9 protein-coding genes and 3 pseudogenes are annotated in these 17,224 nt (G+C 57.7%); 5 read left to right on the top strand and 7 right to left on the bottom strand.

All coding sequences use genetic code 11. The features are described 5' to 3' along the window. Positions 1-5 precede the first annotated feature (5 nt). The gene (locus E9531_RS04515) at positions 6-1,043 is read right to left on the bottom strand and encodes a hypothetical protein (protein WP_136572560.1); all 1,038 of its coding nucleotides are present in this window, start codon (positions 1,041-1,043) and stop codon (positions 6-8) included. A gap of 2 nt (positions 1,044-1,045) precedes the next feature. After that, on the bottom strand, positions 1,046-2,743 hold the full coding sequence (locus E9531_RS04510; protein ID WP_136572559.1) for a hypothetical protein: 1,698 nt from the start codon (positions 2,741-2,743) through the stop codon (positions 1,046-1,048). 137 nt (positions 2,744-2,880) lie between these two features. Here E9531_RS04510 and E9531_RS04505 point away from each other — a divergent pair, with 137 nt between their 5' ends. Further along, positions 2,881-3,765 (top strand): WYL domain-containing protein, encoded by an 885-nt coding sequence (locus E9531_RS04505; RefSeq protein WP_136572558.1) that lies wholly within the window; start codon positions 2,881-2,883, stop codon positions 3,763-3,765. Next, positions 3,752-6,721 carry a P-loop NTPase family protein gene (locus tag E9531_RS04500; RefSeq protein ID WP_136572557.1) on the top strand — a complete coding sequence of 990 codons (2,970 nt, stop codon included), beginning with the start codon at positions 3,752-3,754 and terminating at the stop codon, positions 6,719-6,721. Before E9531_RS04505 ends, E9531_RS04500 begins: the two co-directional genes overlap by 14 nt. 63 nt (positions 6,722-6,784) lie before the next feature. Here E9531_RS04500 and E9531_RS04495 read toward each other — a convergent pair. From E9531_RS04495 to E9531_RS04475, 5 genes and pseudogenes are all read right to left on the bottom strand, one after another. Beyond that, positions 6,785-6,955 (bottom strand): annotated as a pseudogene (locus E9531_RS04495) (type I-F CRISPR-associated endonuclease Cas1f); the annotation flags it as partial. A gap of 189 nt (positions 6,956-7,144) precedes the next feature. Next, positions 7,145-7,828 (bottom strand): DUF6348 family protein, encoded by a 684-nt coding sequence (locus E9531_RS04490; protein WP_136572556.1) that lies wholly within the window; start codon positions 7,826-7,828, stop codon positions 7,145-7,147. A gap of 88 nt (positions 7,829-7,916) precedes the next feature. Continuing rightward, positions 7,917-8,621, bottom strand: a complete 705-nt coding sequence (locus E9531_RS04485; protein WP_136572555.1) for an ABC transporter ATP-binding protein — start codon at positions 8,619-8,621, stop codon at positions 7,917-7,919. Positions 8,622-8,731: 110 nt separating this feature from the next. Beyond that, positions 8,732-10,399: pseudogene (locus tag E9531_RS04480) on the bottom strand (ABC transporter permease); the annotation flags it as partial. Positions 10,400-10,733: 334 nt separating this feature from the next. Beyond that, positions 10,734-11,774: a Fe(3+) ABC transporter substrate-binding protein gene (locus E9531_RS04475; protein ID WP_136572553.1), complete on the bottom strand. Its 1,041-nt coding sequence runs from the start codon at positions 11,772-11,774 to the stop codon at positions 10,734-10,736. Between the two features lie 205 nt (positions 11,775-11,979). On the opposite strand from E9531_RS04475, the pseudogene E9531_RS04470 reads away from it, so the two are divergent. The 3 genes and pseudogenes from E9531_RS04470 to E9531_RS04460 form a co-directional block, all read left to right on the top strand. Continuing rightward, positions 11,980-13,266 (top strand): annotated as a pseudogene (locus E9531_RS04470) (hypothetical protein); the annotation flags it as partial. A 254-nt stretch (positions 13,267-13,520) separates the two neighbouring features. Continuing rightward, complete coding sequence (locus E9531_RS04465; protein WP_244609981.1) at positions 13,521-14,303, top strand: hypothetical protein; 783 nt, start codon at positions 13,521-13,523, stop codon at positions 14,301-14,303. Between the two features lie 3 nt (positions 14,304-14,306). Beyond that, the gene (locus tag E9531_RS04460; RefSeq protein WP_136572552.1) at positions 14,307-17,126 is read left to right on the top strand and encodes an ATP-binding protein; all 2,820 of its coding nucleotides are present in this window, start codon (positions 14,307-14,309) and stop codon (positions 17,124-17,126) included. Positions 17,127-17,224 lie beyond the last annotated feature (98 nt).

The following is a 17,224-nucleotide window of genomic DNA, read 5'->3' as shown; positions in this document are numbered from 1 at the left end:
GCTCCTTAGCGTTGCTGAATCAAAAAGGTGGTCTGGTCGGCACTCCAGCCGTGCTGCCAAAAAAGCAGGGTGTTACGCGCTGGAAGTTCTGAAGAGTTTGAAGCCGAGTCGGCTTGCTCGTTTGCGCTGATGGCCTCTTGGGTGGTGTTTAGATCGCCTTCGAGCGCTTCGGTTGGCGTATCGCTGATCGCATCTCCGTCATCCCATTCGCTCCAGTCGAAATCTTCTTGCGCATCCTCAAGGTCGTCTGCATCCGCTTGCTCAACCGATGCGTCGGCAAACTTCAAACGGTTGATGTGTACCAGCTCGATCAGGCCCATGACGGACTCAGCAAAGGCGTGCCCTTGCACAGCAACGTGTGGTGGCTTGCGCATGCCGCGTCTTTCGGCAACCGCAGTGATTAGGTGATAACCCACCGTGGCAGGCATCACGTAGCCACTGCTGTGGCGGTGCAGGAATACATGCGCAGGCTCTTCGCCACGGTCTAGCGCTTCTTGCGCCCGCCACGCCGCATCTGCCACCACATAGCCTGAACCGATGGCGCCCAGCAACTCGGTATAGGTGTCTGCCAGCGTGACCTTAGGCAGGCTTTGAAAGGTGCCACCGGCAAACCGCATGATGCTGAGTTGGTCGGCGATGTCTTTCTCTGTCACATCGGCTTCACCAAAATCCAAGGCGAGGGAAAAGCAGCCATTGGCCGTGGCGTGCATCTGATATGCCATGGCAGAGGGCGTGCGTGATGTGCTGGCGTACCCGCCGCCATTGCTGGATCGATCCACGTAAAAGGCTGTGGCACCTCGTTTGTTGCTGAGCAGTCGCTGATGCTTTTGTTTTCCAGATGCCGTTTTCCCCGCCGGCAGGTTTTCTGTTTCCACTTGAGCGTGATGCACGATGAGCGCTGTGCCGCGCACGGGCTTAGCTAAGCGCGCGCCAATGGCGTGCCCCAACATGACTGCCGCATGAATCGGCACGGGGGTGATGATGTCTTTGGACTGCAGCGCGTTGAAATGCGCGACATGAAAGTGAGAGAGCAAAGCAAACACGGTCAAACCTCCTGACTGATGCCGCGATGGACAATCGCACGCGCGATGGCTGCGGGCGCCCAGCGCATGAAGCGGCGCTTGTCGGCGATGGATAGGCCGATGCGCATGTCTTCTTTATCCTTGCCTCTGACTTTGATCCGTTCCACGGCCGCGTAAAGCTGCAGGGCCAAGATCGATGCCACCCGGCGCAAGGGTGGTGCGGTGATCGCGATGTCGCCGCTCGCACCGGCAAGGAGGTAGTGCGTCAACGTGGGCTGCTTGTCGATGTCTTGCAGTACCACTTTGAGACGATCTGGCGTTGAATCCGCCAGCGCTTCGGCGCATTGCCCGCGCGTTTGTTCGAGTGTTTCAGCCAGCAGCGGCAGTAACTCTAGATAGAAGCTGCGCTCCCGTTCTATGGCCTTGAGTGCGGTATTGCCCAGTACGCGAACACTCGCGTCGTCTTGTGCTGCGCTGACGTAGCACGCCATCAAGCGAGTTCCCCACCCCTTGGGTAATCGAACAGCAAACCCCTTGTGGAGGATGCGAGCCAAGGTGCTGTGTGCCACGTCCAGCGTGGGGGCGTTGAACAAGATGGCTCTGTTGGGTAGGTTTCCGAGTTCGCTGTACTTTGGGTCTTGCTCGTACGCTTTGTCGACTTTGCGTAAAGCTGTGAAGTTGTTAATGGCAGTGGTGGAGAAGCCATAGCGGACGTCTTCACCAAACGATTGACGGACACGGACGGCATCATTGCCTTCTAACACCGTTAGCCACGGCTGCCAGTGGCTGTGCAGGTAGGCAGACAAGCCCATCGAATGCAATGGCGTGATCGAGATGTAGCCGTCCTGCGCCAGCGGAAGTAGTGTTTGAGGCAGGCGCGAGTCAATAAACGCAGTGCCCGTCTCGTGCCCGGTGGCATACATATCGGCCGCAACTTCACGCACCAGTTTGGCCGTAGGCTCTTCATCCGCACTTAAGGGCGCATTCAGCGTGTCCATGCAAAAACCGGTTCGACCGGTGTTGTCGTTGACCGTTTGGTCCAGCCAGAGGAGTTCTCCGTGCTCCAAGAGCATGCCGGCGGTGAGGTAGGGGCCGAGACTGCGTTCGGTTGGGCTGAGTACGATGCCCACCGATTGGGCTTGGGTATGGGTTGGCTTGGATGTGAAATGCCCCAGTGTGCGCAGTGCCGCTTCAATGGTGGTTCTTTGGCCTTGCTGTCCCTCAGCCGTACTTGCCCAACCGCTTAGCTCTAGCACGATGGCTTTGTTGTCAAGCGGGTCCGCCTTCAGCGATTGAGCAGTCTGGATAAAGTCATTTTTGTCTTTGGACAGCGAACGCACGATGGGCTTCGTCGCGGCGGCATCCCACACAATATTGGCAAATGCATTTCTGACGGCGAGTTGCAACGACGCCTGCCAAGCCTCGGGTTCTGTTCCCTCGAGTTTTGTTTGCACTAGCGTCATTAGCAGTTTTTTTCGCGTGGCTTTGATAACCTCCCACGCATCCATGATGCGCTCCAGCGCCGCTTTAGCAGCACCCAATACCAGTGCCTTGTCGGGGTTTGCCTGTTCTTTGTCCTCGTCGGGAAGCGCCGCAAAGTTCACACGATCGGACTCGTAGTTGTTCAGTAGCACTTCGATTTGGTCTGCGGGCAATAGCGGCAACCATGCTTGGATCAATTCCAAGCTGCTGTCAGCTGGCTGCAATGGGTTCTGTAACATCTATGCTCCTGTCTCTCTGAAAGCTTGGTTGTCATTTTGAAATGTGATTGATACAATTTCAATCAATTTTTTACGAAATTTCCATTCCTTTTTTAATAAATAAAGAAAAACCAAAATTGAATGATCAAATTTATGGTTTGAATACTCGATCTTTGTTCATCTTGCGCCGCGCATGCTTGGTTGGGCGAGTAAAGCGGGCCGATGTAACGGCAACGTTCGATGTATCGGGCACGACTGCTAAGCTGGACATGGAGGCCGCTGCCGCCCATTGGCCGAGCTATCTGGTCTTTACTCCATCACATGGGGTGACACCCATACCGTTTGCCGCGCCGCCTTTGGAGACCAGTAGCTCAGTACTGATGGATTTGATGCAACAGGGCGCGCCGGCGCACGCCATGGGACTGACCCAATATGAGCCCGTCATCGCCTACGCGACTCCGCGCTATGTGTACCAAGGGGCCGTGGATCGGCCCATGGCCATGCATCTCATCAGGGCTTGTTTGACAAGGCAGGTCATGGACATTGACTACGTGGGGATGCGCCGGGGTGAAGAACGCCGAGTCCGCACGGTGTTGCCACTCGGGCTGGAGTTGCTGGGTCAGCAGTGGCGGCTCATTGCCTGCGATGTCGATGCAAAGCAACGTGTGCTGGGCAGTGAGCAAAAGGCATTTGTGCTGGCTCGCATAGGCAATGCACAAGCGCACATGGCGCTGCATGGCAAAACCTTGAAAACCAGCACAGGGCAGCGGGTGGATGCGCGGGCATTGTGTATAGACCGACAGGAGCGTACCTACCAGGTATGGCCCAATCGGCAACTCACGACAGACCAACTCGAAGCTATCGTCCGGGAATTCGCGCTGGAGCGAAGAAACGATGCCCACGTGATTCGTATGCCTGAGCGCAATGCCGTGGAGTTTCGGCGTGATCATTGCACCAAGCAGATTTTTGCTACTCACGCCGATCCGCTTGCGGACTATGTCTCCCCCATCTTCGAGGATATTCAGCCGTATGCAATCCGATAAACGCGCCGTAACGCCCATAGAGCTTGCCGTGCGCGCTTTGACGGGGGCCGCAGGCTTCCTGCACGACGTAGGCAAACTGTCCCTGCAGTTCCAACATAAGCTCAAGGAAGTAAAGATTGAACGCGATGGCATCAGCCATGAATGGATTTCGGCATGGATATGCCAGCGCATGTTGCGCGCTCAGCGTTTCGACATTGCGTCATTCGAGCAGGCATGGAACGACTGGGAGCGTGCAGAAGACGGCGTGGAAGCGATCCTTAGAAATGACTTGGCGTGGTGCCCCTTTGAACAGATTGCGGACTTTGATTCGGCGTTGCTGATGGTGATCGCCACGCACCACCGCTTGTTTTCTCGAGATTCCCGGCCAGAGACCAAAAAGGGTACGTGCAAGAAAGCGAAACCCACGCGCCCTGAACTAGCAGTGTCATCGCCACCTCAAAACCACGTCGATGCAGACACCTCGCGAAACCAGCGCTGGGAATGTACCGACTGGAAGTCGGACGCCGTCAACTGCCAGCGCTGGGAGCATGTCTTGCGATTGGCGCAGGTCCAATGCTTGAGCGGGGCGGGTGCGTCACACGATCAAGCTTTCTGGCACAAAGCGGCGTTGATGGCACGAGCCGCGTTGATCTTGGCGGATCATCATGTTTCTTCAGAGGTGTTTGCCGATGTTGAAGCTTCAGCCAGCTATACCACCGAGCAGATCTATGCCAACACCACGCAGTCAGGAGGTGGTAGCCGGCGCAACCAGCCCCTGAGCTGGCATTTGGAGCAAGTGGGCGTGCGTGCCATGGCCTACGCACGCGCCTTCGAAACAACTGATTTACCTGCCCTTAGCGGTGCTTCGCGTGAGCGGCTGAACGCAGGCGATTTGCGCTCGCCTACGCGATTTGCTTGGCAAGGTGCAGCCTGTGAGTTTGTCGCGCAGATTCGGGATAGCACTCCCGGTCGGCACGCATTTCTGATCTTTAACGTGGCGGGAACAGGTTCGGGTAAGACCCGCGCCAGCATGCGCGTTTTGGAAGCCTGCCAACCCGTAGATAAGCCTGTGCGAGTGACGGCAGGCTTCAACCTGAAAAGCCTAACGCTGCAAACCGCCAGCACCTATCGCCATGAGTTGGGCTTGGGTGCCGATGAATGCGCCTGCGTGATCGGTGATCCTCTGGCCCGCGCGCTGCATGCGTACGAGCAGATCAATGACGATACGACGGCAACGCCCGAGCAGTTCATGGCCAGCGGTTGCGACAGTGCCGAGTTTCTCGCCGCATTGCCCGATTGGCTGCAGCAATGGCAAACGCGTTCGCACGATCAAAGTATGGCGACCTTGATTGCTGCCCCCATTCTGGTAGCAACCATGGACTACCTGGTAGCCGCAGGAGAGCCTAACCGCCAAGCCCATCACGCCCATGCGTTGCTGCGCATTGCGCACAGCGACTTGCTGATTGATGAAGCCGATTCTTACGATCCGCATGCACTTGTGGCGGTGCTGCGTCTGGTGCAACTCGCAGCGGCGTTCGGCCGCAACGTGTTAGTGGCCTCTGCCACTTTGTCGCCGGTGCTGGCAGAGGCGATTGAAATGGCATGGCAAAGCGGGCGCCAAATGCTGCACAGCCATGAGCCCAGTGGCGCAATGGGGCATACCGTTTTGGTGTCCAACCATGGCGCGGAGCGTGGCAGCCAAGCTGAGTGGTCAGACCGAAGTCAATCGTTTATGGATTGGTACCGGCAGCAGATGGCGCAAGCGTACTTACGACCTCAACCGATTCATCGACTTGCAAAGATTCTTCCAATTGAGCAATTTAAATTGCTAACCAAAACAGTTCTAGGTGGAGCTCAACGTGCGCATAAATCGCATCACTGGTTAGCCAAACACCCTAGCTATAGCAAGACCGTGCGCGTCTCCATTGGATTGGTGCGCATGGCCAACGTCGATCCATTGATGCATTTGGCAAACGCCCTTGCAGAAGCTTCGGCAAAAGCACCGCCGAGCTTGCAAATCAAGGTGTGCGCATATCACGCCAGAGAAATTGCCATGCGCCGTGCCCTGAAGGAGCAAACACTGGATGCACTGCTCAAACGGCATGGCGATCGCGATCTGGCTGATGATGCTGCGATCCAAGTCCAGCTCAAGGAGCTGTCCGAAGAGATTAAAGACTTGGTGCTGATCGTCCTAGCCTCTCCTGTGGAGGAGATTGGGCGCGACCATGATTTTGATTGGGCCATCGCCGAGCTCTCTAGCTCACACGCCTTGATTCAACTGGCTGGGCGTGTAAACCGGCACCGTTTGGTTGCTGTTGAACAGCCCAACGTTTTTGTGCTCGAAAAAAACATTAAAGCCCTCCGAGACAAGCGCATGTGCTTTACCAAACCCGGATTGCAACTCCAAGATAAAAATGCGGCTGACGATGTTCCTCTGACCCACACCAACAGCAGCGCACGCCATCTGCTTGCGCCTATCAACGGGCCAGTTCTGAATGAGGGTTTTGCCATTGACGCTGGGCTAGTATTCGATCCAAGTCGCCGTTGTCATTTCGCGCAAGAAGATGACCGTGCCATTGCGCATCTGCTAAGTGATGCTCGACCATTCCTGTTGGATGACAGCAGTCATTGGGCATGCGATTGGTTCTACAAAGCGTTTCAGTTGCGCGAACCAGACGCCCAAACACTTTGGAGGGTTGCGTCCTTAGTGAATGGAAAACTTAGACTCGAACAGTACGAGCCTACACGCTCTGGCTCTGCTTGGATCGCCAAGGACGGCTCTGCACATGAGACGCGACCGAACTTTGAGGTAGCCACGTGGCTATGCCCATCCGTTGACAGTGCCGAACACGATTTTGCAACCCTGTTGCAAGCATTTCCTTCACGCGAACAAGGCAAGCTCCTCGAGCTTGGGCGACAAGTTTCTGTGAGGAAGGAGAGACCTCCTACGATAACTTGGGCAGGGGCTTGCATGTAGAGTGGGGTGTTAAGAAATTGTAGGCGATCTGATTATTCATCAGCACACTGGCTTTGGCTAATTGCTGGTGGTGTTGGCAATGGGAATGTTCCAATACAGTTGGCGTTTGCCCGCGTCCGTCACATACTCCACGCGCCCGCCGTTGACGAGTACGCGGCAGTGCTCCAAGTAGTAGATGTTGGCCCGCTTGGAATGCAGGATGGTTTTGAGGTCTGAGGCGCCAATGTCTTGCATGGCACCTTTGTATCACACTGTCACAGATTGTTATTTGAACCGCGAGCGATTCTTAGTGCATAGGTGACGTGGTCGTATTCTGCACGAGCGAGCTCAATATCTTTTCACAGGCACTAAGCGATGGTTGGTGGCCAAAATAACACCGTGTAAGGCAGCTTTGCTGCAGGTCGTGCTGTTCGCGCAATGTGCTTAGTTGGCCCCGCGTGGTATGGCCAGCATGAAGTGGCGCAGCGCTGCAAAGGGTGCTTGTTTGGGCCACTCCACTGTTTGCAGCAGTGCTGCGCCTTCTTCCCAAGGTTGGTTGTCCAGCAGGACTTCAATGGCCTGTACTTCGTTGGCGCTGGTGCACAGGTAAATGCGCAACCAGTGGGCGTTAGGGGCTGTTTGGGTGAGCAGGGCTTTGAGCTCGTCGAAGATATCCAGATACGTATCGAGCAGCGGCTCGCCTTCGCCTTGCGGTTGTAAGGCGCCTAAAAACACTTGCCACTGTGCGCTACCGTTCTCTGCAGGGCCTGTCCACACTTCTGTTTCAGCTTGGCCTTCTTCACACTGGTGGCTGGTCAAGGCTTCAATGATGGGGTGAAAGCTGCCTTGCAAGAGGCGAGAAAAGGCGTAGCGCACGGCATCCTCATGCGTGGTGCCAAAGCCCGCGTAGGTTTCCACAATGGGCGCTTCGCCCAATACGGTGGCATGCACTTGCAGCTCCAGCACCACCATGCGGGCTTGGCCAATATCGGGCTTTTCGTAGACCTGCACTTGCATGTGAGCGGCACGCTGGTCCACCTCTAACCATGCGCCTGCGGGATTGAAGCTGAGTTGGTGGGCTTCTAATGCTGCTTGCAAATACTGGGTGGCGAGTTCGTTCAAGGTCATGGGAGTGGTGCGCTCAATCGCGCGCTAACAAATCAAGGCGCGATTGTGCCGCAAGATGCATAGCGGCCACAGGCAAATGCCTAGAGCGTTAGCCTATGTCAAGAATGGGTTGATTGCGCTGCCAGACGGTGGCTTGCCCTGGCTGCATAAAGCCAATGTGCTGTGCCATGATGTGCGCCTCGCGTTGGTTGTGGGTCACCAACATCGCGGTTTGACCGGCTTGGCGCAGGATGTCTTTGACCTCTTGGGCAAGGTGTTCGCGCAGATCCGTGTCGAGGTTGGAGAAGGGCTCGTCCAATAGCAGCAAAGCGGGCGAGGGCGCTAAAGCCCGTGCCAGTGCCACGCGTTGCTGCTGCCCGCCAGAGAGTTCATGTGGCCATGCGTTGGCCGAATCTGGCAGACCCACCAATTCCAGCATGTGTGCGACACGCGCTTGGCGCGCCGGTTTGACTAGGTGGCTGAGGCCAAACGCGATGTTGTTGGCCACGCTCAGGTGCGGAAATAGGGCGTAGTCTTGGAACATCATGCCTACTTGGCGACGTTCTGGCGGTAGGCTGTATTGAGGGCTGGACAATGCTTGCCCATTCAAACGAATAAGGCCGGCACGCAAAGGCTCGAACCCCGCAATGGCACGCAGCAACGTGGATTTGCCACATCCCGATGCGCCCAGCAAGCAGGCAATATGCCCCTGCGGCAGTTGCAGGGAAAAGTCGTTGACGACCATGCGCAAGCCCTGTGGCGTCTCATACCCAAGGCTGACGTGTTCCAGTTCAAGAAAAGCAGGGTTGGTCATGATGGCTGCGCGGGTTTTGGTGAGGGAGGTGCTGTAGTGGCGGTTGTGGTGACGGTTGCCGCGCGTGTGGCTGGCGCGCTGTTGCGATGGCGATTCGAATCAACATCCAAGCCAATATCCAAGCGTGTGCGTGCCAGCAATATCACCGGCAGTAAACCGGCTAGTACGATGGCCAGCGCCGCAATGGCACCTTCTTCATACGTGCCACGTGCGGCTTCCGCATACAAGCGTGTGGCGAGGGTTTCTACATTCATGGGGCGCAGCAGCAAGGTGGCTGGCAACTCTTTCATTGCGTCAACAAATACCAGTAATGCGCTGGCTGCCAATGCCGGTTTGAGCAAGGGTAGATGCACGCGGCGCAGTGTACCGCTGGAAGTTTGGCCTAAGAGGCGCGAGGCTTGCTCTAACGAGGGAGGAATGCGCGTCAGTCCCGCTTCAATTCCACCGATGCTGATGGCCAGAAAACGCAGCGTATAGGCCAAAATGAGCGCGGCCATGCTGCCCATCACCCACAGCGATGGTTGTTGCAATATCCAAGAGAGACTTTGGTCAAACAAGGCCATTGGGGTGAGCAAACCAATCGCCAAGATAGTGCCGGGGATGGCATAACCCAGACTGCCCAAACGTGTGCAGGCCAATGCTAGGCGGCTGCGTTGACCATGGATATTCAGGCGCGATTGCCATGCCAGCAACAAACCCAACAGCAAAGCGACCAGCGTGGCACAACTGGCAAGCAGCACCGTCTGCCATAGGCTCGTCCACATCGCAGCAGAGATATGGCCTGCTTGCTCCACCCGCTTGATGGAGGCTGAGACGAGGTAGGCCGCAGGCGCCACAAAGCCCAGCAGCACCGGCAAGCTACCTAGGGCAAAAGCCACACCTGCACGCCAACCACGCAAACGTTTGGGTTGCATGGGGCGCATGCGCTGCGTGATGGCAAAGCGTTGGCGCTGGCGGGCGCGCCGCTCTAACCAGACCAAGCCGATGACGATCAACAGCATGAACAAAGCCAACTGCGCCGCAGCGCCCAGATCAGAGCGCGTCACCCATGTGTTGTAGACGGCCACCGTCATGGTGCGCACGCCTAAAAATTCAGACGCGCCAATGTCGTTCAAAGTCTCCAGCAGCGCCAATGCCAAACCAATGGCAATGCCGGGGCGCGCCATGGGCAAGGCAACGCGCCAGAACGCACCTGCGGCGCTGCAGCCCAAGGTGCGTGCGGCTTCCAGCAAACTGGCCGCTTGGCTCATGAACATGAAGCGCGTGCTCAAATACACATACGGGTACAGCACCAAGCCCAGCAACAGCACCGCACCGGGCAGCGAGCGGATATCGGGCAAGCGAAATTCACGCGGGCTGCTGTAACCCAATAGTTCACGAATCAGGTTTTGCACGGGGCCGATAGGGTGCATCAAATCCAGATAGGCGAACGCCATCACATAACTGGGGATGGCCAAAGGCAGCAACAAGGCCCACACCAAAATACCGCGCCCGGTAAACGCGTAAGCAGTGACCAGCCAAGCGCTGGCGGTGCCAATGAGTGTGACGACCACACCAACACCCAGCAGCAACCACAAGGTGTTTTGGGCGGTAACGGGCAGCACATGGCGGATCAGATGTGCCCAGTGCGAGATATCGGCACCGAGTGCATGCCACGCTAAGCTGATGATGGGCGCGATGACGATCAGCGCAATCAACGCGCAACCCAGCCACGCAGGCCATGATGCGATGCGCGAGAGAAACGGGTGTGGAGTGTTTGGGGCGGCGGGAGCCGTCATGGTGGTGATGTGGGGAAATGCCGCTAAAAAGCTGGCGAATGGTGGTTGTTATAGTTAATGAAGCCAGTGCCCTGCGCCTGTTGCTGATGCTGGCTTATAAAGGTGAAGCATGCAGAAAATATCACCGTTCTGGCTGAACCCTTTGACTTCGCTCAGGAGAACCTGGTCGAAGCCTTTGGCTTTGAATGCCTGCCCTTCGACAAGCTCAGGGAGAACGGAGTTAAGCGGTGACTCTGAAAAAAGTTTGATCAAGCGATAAAAAAACACATGGGGCAACTGTTTGCACAGCGCCCCACTTATCGCGTGGTGATGATCAACGTCGTACCGCTGGTGCTTAGTTATCAAAGCCGACTTTATCGACCAACTCGCTGGCTTGCTTGCGGTATTTGGCAATCTCGGTCAGCGGCAGCGGGTCCACCTTCAACACACCAAAGGACTCGGTCACCGGGTGCAGCTTCACGCCTTCGCGAATCGGATATTCGTAGTTGGCGTTGGCATACAGATCTTGCGCGGGCACAGAAACCAGATACTCCAGCAGCTTCACGGCGTTGTCTTTATTCGGCGCGCTTTTGGCGACCGATGCTCCTGTGATGTTTACGTGTGTGCCGCCACTTTTAGCAAAAGTAGGGCGTACGACTTGAATCGCGTCACCCCATTTGCGGTTGTCGGTGCCCGGTTCCGCCGTTTTCATCCGGCCCACGTAGTAGTTGTTGGCAATGCCAATGTCGCAAATGCCACCCAGAATATCGCGCGCCACATCGCGGTCGCCGCCGGTGGCTTTGCGGGCCAAGTTGGCTTTCACGCCTTGCAGCCATTTTTCAGTGGCTTCTGCGCCATCATGCGCAATCATGGAGGCGATTAACGCCGTGTTGTATGGATGCTGGCCAGCGCGAATGCAGACTTTGCCTTTCCATTTTGGGTCGGCCACGTCTTCGTAAGTGAAGGTGGGCAGGTTCAGGTCTCTGTCGGCGTACAGCACACGGTCGCGCAGCGATAGGCTGAACCAATCGTTATTGGCGCTGCGCAGGTTGGCAGGCAAAACGGTGGTCAGTGTTTCTGACTGGATGGGCTGGGTCACGCCCGCATCCACTAAATCCAGCAGGTTGCCAATGTCCACCACCATGAACACATCGGCAGGGGAGTTGCTGCCTTCGGCTTTCACGCGTTCCAGCAAACCATCTTTGACGAACACGGTATTCACCTTGATACCGCTGTCCTTCTCAAAAGCCTGCAGGATGGGCTCAATCAATGCCGGTTCGCGGGTCGTGTAGAGGTTCAATTCCCCCGCAGCAAAAGCGGCGGTTGAGCTGATCCCCGCAGCGGCAGCCAGGAACAGGGCTGAGAGGGTTTTGACGCGAAAGCTTGGTGCTTGCATGGTGTGTTGTCTCCAATGGTTAAGAAATGATGCAAGGCATTATGGCCATGTGCTGGCTTTTATTGTGAGTAATTCCCATTTGTGTTTTAAGTGATTGTTTATGCTTATTTTTCGTTGGATGGCGTAAAGCAGGGGCAGCGCCGATTTCATTGTGTGGGGTGAGTGAGTTGTTCCATCGCCTTGCGCCTGTGCATAATGCGGCGCGATGGAACCGCTCAATTTAGAAAAATTCGAAGACGAGGGTGGCAGCTTTGAGGCGTATTTTCGTGCGCCTGAATTGGCGGCAGAAGCCCCTTTGGCTTGGGCACTCGGCCAGCGGCTGGAAGTGCTGGATGCGCTGCGCAGCTTGTTCTCGGGCCCGCGCCATGTGGTGCAGTTGCGCTTGTGGTGTTTTTTGGAATTGGCCAGTACCCCAAAAGGGCGCTTGGATCGTGAGGATCTGAGCCATTTGTTCCACACTTTGCTGCCGCAAGCGCTGGACAACGTGCTCAAGCGCCTGCGCGATGCCAATTTGCTGGTGTGGGATGCCACGCAGCAAGACTACGCGCTGTCTGATTTGGCGCGGCAGGTGCACAGTTTGTTGGCGCCGCTGACCCAGACCGCAACGCAAGACGACGAACTCTCTGGCTTGCTGATGCAGGTCACCGGCGCACAAGCGCTGGGCTTGGTCGATGCCTCACAACTGCAGCACTTGCACGCGCAATTGGCGCGTTTGCACGATGATTTTGCCGATGCGATTGCTAGTGGTTCTGAAGCACGTTTGCGCCAAGCGCAGCCGCGTTTTGAACGCGCTTTGGCCTTGGTCGACCGTGCAGGCCAAGCCCTGACCGCACTGATCCGCACCGATACCGACGATGTGCGCTTAGAGCGCGAAGCACGTGCATTGGGCCATGCACAAGCGAACCTGCTCTCGATGGCCAGCCAGTTCAACCGCGCCATGCAGCAAGCCGATCGCCAGCGCGTGACCTTGGGCAGCACGGGCGTGACCAGCTCCGACGTGCGCGAATGGCTGCGCGACCATGAAGGCATGCATACGCTGCTGGATGGCGCATTGTCTGCCGCAGTGCAGCCGTGGTTCGTTAGCCAGCACGATTTATTGGACGTGGCCGAAGCCGAGTTTGAGCGCGACCGCCCGGACCCGGCGCGCTCCACCGAATTGCCGCCACCGCATGCCGCCAGCGATGGCGAGTTGGAAGTGCCCAGCATGCCCGAGGAATTGCACGGCCTCATAGGCATGCTGGCGAAATGGCACCGCTACGATGAACGCGATGGCCAAAGCCCCGCGCGCGCCGTGCAAGATGCCGTGCTAGAGGGACGCTTTGCCCAAGCGGCCTACCGCATGCAGTTGCTGCCGCTGCTGGGCGACCCGCAGGCGCAAACCCTCAAAGGGCAAACCGGTGAGTTGGCGCGCTCGGGCTGGCGCGCGCAAATGGCACCACGCGTGGTGCCGGTCGATCACCGCACGGTGATGGCAATGAGCGAGGGGCGTTTGATTTCCGACGCCTACGAAGAGGCACACCCAGACGAAGCGCCATACGGCTTTAGCGATGGCGAAATCCATTTAGAGGCTTTGCCATTAGAAGGCGATGCACCGCGCAAAAAACGCCAACGCAAAGCGGCTGCAACTGTGGCTGCGGCCGTGCCTGAATCCGCGCCCGCACCTGAATCCGCATCGACACCGGCAACCACTCCTATGCCAACACCCGAGCAGGCCGTGCCCAACGAGCCGCCTGCAGGAGCAACCGAATGAACACAACCGACGAAGCCGCCTTGTTGGCGGCGCAATTGCTGGCCAAACGCTGGTTGCCGCGCCAGCACCCGGGCATTAAGCGCGCCTTGATCGATGCCGATTTATGGCTGGCGCTGGAGCAGCGTTTGGCCGGTGTCGGCCTGCGCTTGGTGGATAACATCCACGCCGATCACGTCAGCGTCGCGCTGGTGCGCAGCGCCGAATCGGCCGTGTTTGGCGAAACAGGTTTGAGCAGCCACAACAATTTCGACTTGCCCCGCGATGGCGTATCGTTGCTGGTTGTGCTGTGGGCGTTGATCGTGCTGCCAAAGCGCGAGCGCCAAGCCGCCCGCGACAGCGAAGCCGCCAACAACGAGCAAAACGAGATGTTCGCTGCTGACCGCCCCATGCCCAAAGCGGCCAACGTCAGCCCGGTGATTTCCTACAAATCTTTACTGGCGGATTTTGGGGCGCAACTGGGCAAGAAAACCCGTTTGGACACCAACCTCAAACGCTTGGAGAACCACGGCTTCATCGTGCGCCGTGGCGATGACATTGCCGAAGGCCCGCTGTTGGATTTGCTGCTGGACTACGACGTGATGGCACCGCGCATTCTGGAAGGCACGCTGGGCGATGTGCTCCATCGCGCGAAAGCGGCAGAGCTGGAAGCGGCGCACGAAACGCCAACCGAAGAACACGGTGATGCACAAGCAAAAGTACAAGACAAGGTGCAAGAAGATGTGAACGATGCGCAAGCCGACAACGCATCCCCGCAACCGACGACCGGAGAGGAAGGCTAAACCATGTTCCACCTTCAATCCATTGAACTGCTGCACTGGGATTATTGCCAGCGCCTGACGCTGCCGCTGGACGGCTCCATCATCACCATTGCGGGTCCCAATGGCTCGGGCAAGACCACCTTGCTCGATGCCATGCGCACCTTACTAGGGTTGGAGTGCTCGGGCAACCGCAGCTTCAAAACCTACGCGCGCCACGCCAATGCCGATTCGTCTTGGCTGCGCGCCGTGGTGGACAACCGCCCGCGCACGCGCCAAAGCTCCAACCGGCCATTTGCGCGCAGCTTGCTGTATGCCGATCAGGTCACGCTGGTGTGCCGCATTCAACGCAATGGCGGCGATTGGCAGCGCCGCTACTGCATGGTCGATGGCGATGTGCCGATTGAGGCCTTGTTGCAACTGCCCGAGAAAGATTGGCTGGGCATTGAGCACTGGCGCAAGCGTTTGGAAACCGCGGGCTTGTCGCGCGCGATTGCCCGCGTGCTGGCGCTGGAGCAGGGGCAGACCGACCGCCTGTGCGAATACTCGCCCAAAGAATTGCTGCGTTTGGTGTTTGACGTGTTTGGTGACCAAGAGGTGCTGGACCGCTACGAAGAAGCGCGCCGCCACCAGCAAGAGGTAGCGCAAGAAGTCGAAACCGCAAAAAGAGAACTCGTGCATGGTGAGGCGCAGCTGGCGCATGTGGAAGCGCGCCTGAACCTGTACCGCCAATACCAAGCCAAGCTGCGCGAGCGGGAAAAACTGCACACCGAAGTCATCCCCGTGCTGGAATGGTGCGACGCACGCGATGCGCTGACCGGCCAGATGAAAGAGCTGCACCGCCAGCGGGTGGAGCACGCCCACAGCCTGCAACGCCAGCGCGAAGACCGGCAACTGCTGTTGCAACTGGCGCAGGAGGTCGATCAAGCAGGCGTGCAATTAGCACAGGTGGAGCTGCAGCGCAAGCAGGCGCAAGATGCCTTGACTGAAGCACGCGGCCATGAAACGCCGGTGGAAGCATTGGTCAAACAAGCCGATGAATTGCGTGAGCTGGCCAAAGTGGAAAGCGATGCCGAGCAACTGATGCAACGCATTGACGCGCTGGAAGTCGACAAGCAAAAGCACGATGGCGAATGGCATTCGCGCAAAGAAGCCCGTGCGGCAGCACAGGCTGCGTTGGACAAAATGAAAAACGAGCGCGGCGCCCCGCGTGCCGACGATGCGGCGCGATTCAGTCAAGTGCTGCGCCGCCACAACATCGCCCACCACTTTGTGGCCGATGCGATTGAGATTACGGACAACCACTGGCGCGCCGCTGCCGAAGGCGTGCTGCGCGGTGCGCGCTGGGTGGCGGTGCTGGAAGATGCCGCCGATGAAGCCAAAGCCAGTGAGCTGGCCGAGAAAGAACGCTATCGCCACTACTTGGTCAGCGATGCAGTTGATGCCGATCCGCAAAGTGCCCCGAAAGACAGCTTACTGGCCGTGCTCAAATGCAGCGCTACCTTGCCCGCTTGGCTGCGCAAAACTTTGGCGCAAGTGCGCCGTGTGGAGAACACGCAAGAAGGGTTTGCCAAAGGTGGCGAGTGGATCACCCCAGAGGCCTATTGGCGCGATGGCCGTGGCGGGCGCAGCGTGTGGGTCAGCCCCGAGCAGCACCAGTTTGGCGCCGCCGCATTGGCGGCGCGGCGCGAATCCATCGAAGCGCGCTTGGCAGAGCTGGATGCGCAATTGCAGCAGATTGCTTTGCAGCAGCGCGAAACGGAACGCCAACTCAAAGCAGCCAAAGACGCCACGCAAGGCCACCGCGCCGCCGAAGAATTGGCCAAGCGTGCTGACGAGTTTGAGCAAGCGCGCCAGCAACTGGTGCAACTCAAAGAAGCACGCATCACTGCAGCCCAACGCTGGAGCGAACTGGACGAACGCTACAAGCAATGCAGCGATCAGCAGCGCAGCGCCCAAGCCCGTTACCGCGATACGCAACTGCGCCTGCAAGACAGTGAGTCGGCCGCTAGCCGCTTCGCCCGCGAGTGGCAAAGCAAGCGCGATGAGGCAAGCACCCGCTGCGCCCAGTCGCAGAAAAAGCGCCGTCAGTTCCCCGTCCGTTGGATTGCCAGCGACACCATCGCCCAGCTGCGCCAGCAATTTACCAACGCCACGCAAGCGCGCTTGCGCAGCGATGCCATTGAGCAAGAACTGGAGCATGGCGAATGGGAGACGGATGCCATCGTTGAAGAGCGCCACACCTTGATGGTCGCCCAAGTGGGCAGCCAGAAAGGCCAATTGGCGCAGCGCGAGGCCAGCAACGAATCGGCCAGCATCGCGGTGGATAACGCGCGCGAGCGCTACATCGACGTGCTGCGCTCCACCGTGCGGCGCTACCGCAAAAACATTGTGGAATTGGGCGAGCTGGCCGGTGTGGTCGTCAACGCCGACACCCCGCATCTGGAGAATGACGACGTCGCGCTGCGCCAAGCCGAACTGAAGGTCAGCTTCAACTTCGACGGCAAAGGCCAAATTGGCTTGAACGATGGCGAAGCCTCCGGCGGGCAGCAGGTCATCAAATCGCTGATCCTGCTGGTGGGTTTGCTTAAGGATGAAGAATCGTCCGGCGGCTTTGTCTTCATTGACGAACCCTTCGCCCACTTGGACGTGCGCAACATCCAGCTGGTTGGCCACTTTCTCAAATCCACCCGCGCGCAATACGTGCTCACCACGCCGATTACGCACAATGTGGAAGTGTTTGAGCCGGCCGACATCACCTTGGTCACCGCGAAAAAGCAAAAAGACCAGCGCTGGGCACCGCCGATTGGCGTGCTGCAGCGCAGGCTTGAAACTTCCGGTTATTGACGCCTTAAAATTTGTATCTTTTTTGTGACGCGGATCACTTATGTCTATTTATCGCTGTAACAGTTGTGGGTTCATTGCAGAAGTGGTGCCTATCGATG

Source organism: Lampropedia puyangensis, from assembly GCF_004833285.1.
Classification (GTDB): domain Bacteria; phylum Pseudomonadota; class Gammaproteobacteria; order Burkholderiales; family Burkholderiaceae_C; genus Lampropedia; species Lampropedia puyangensis.
This window is presented reverse-complemented; position numbering and strand designations above follow the sequence as displayed.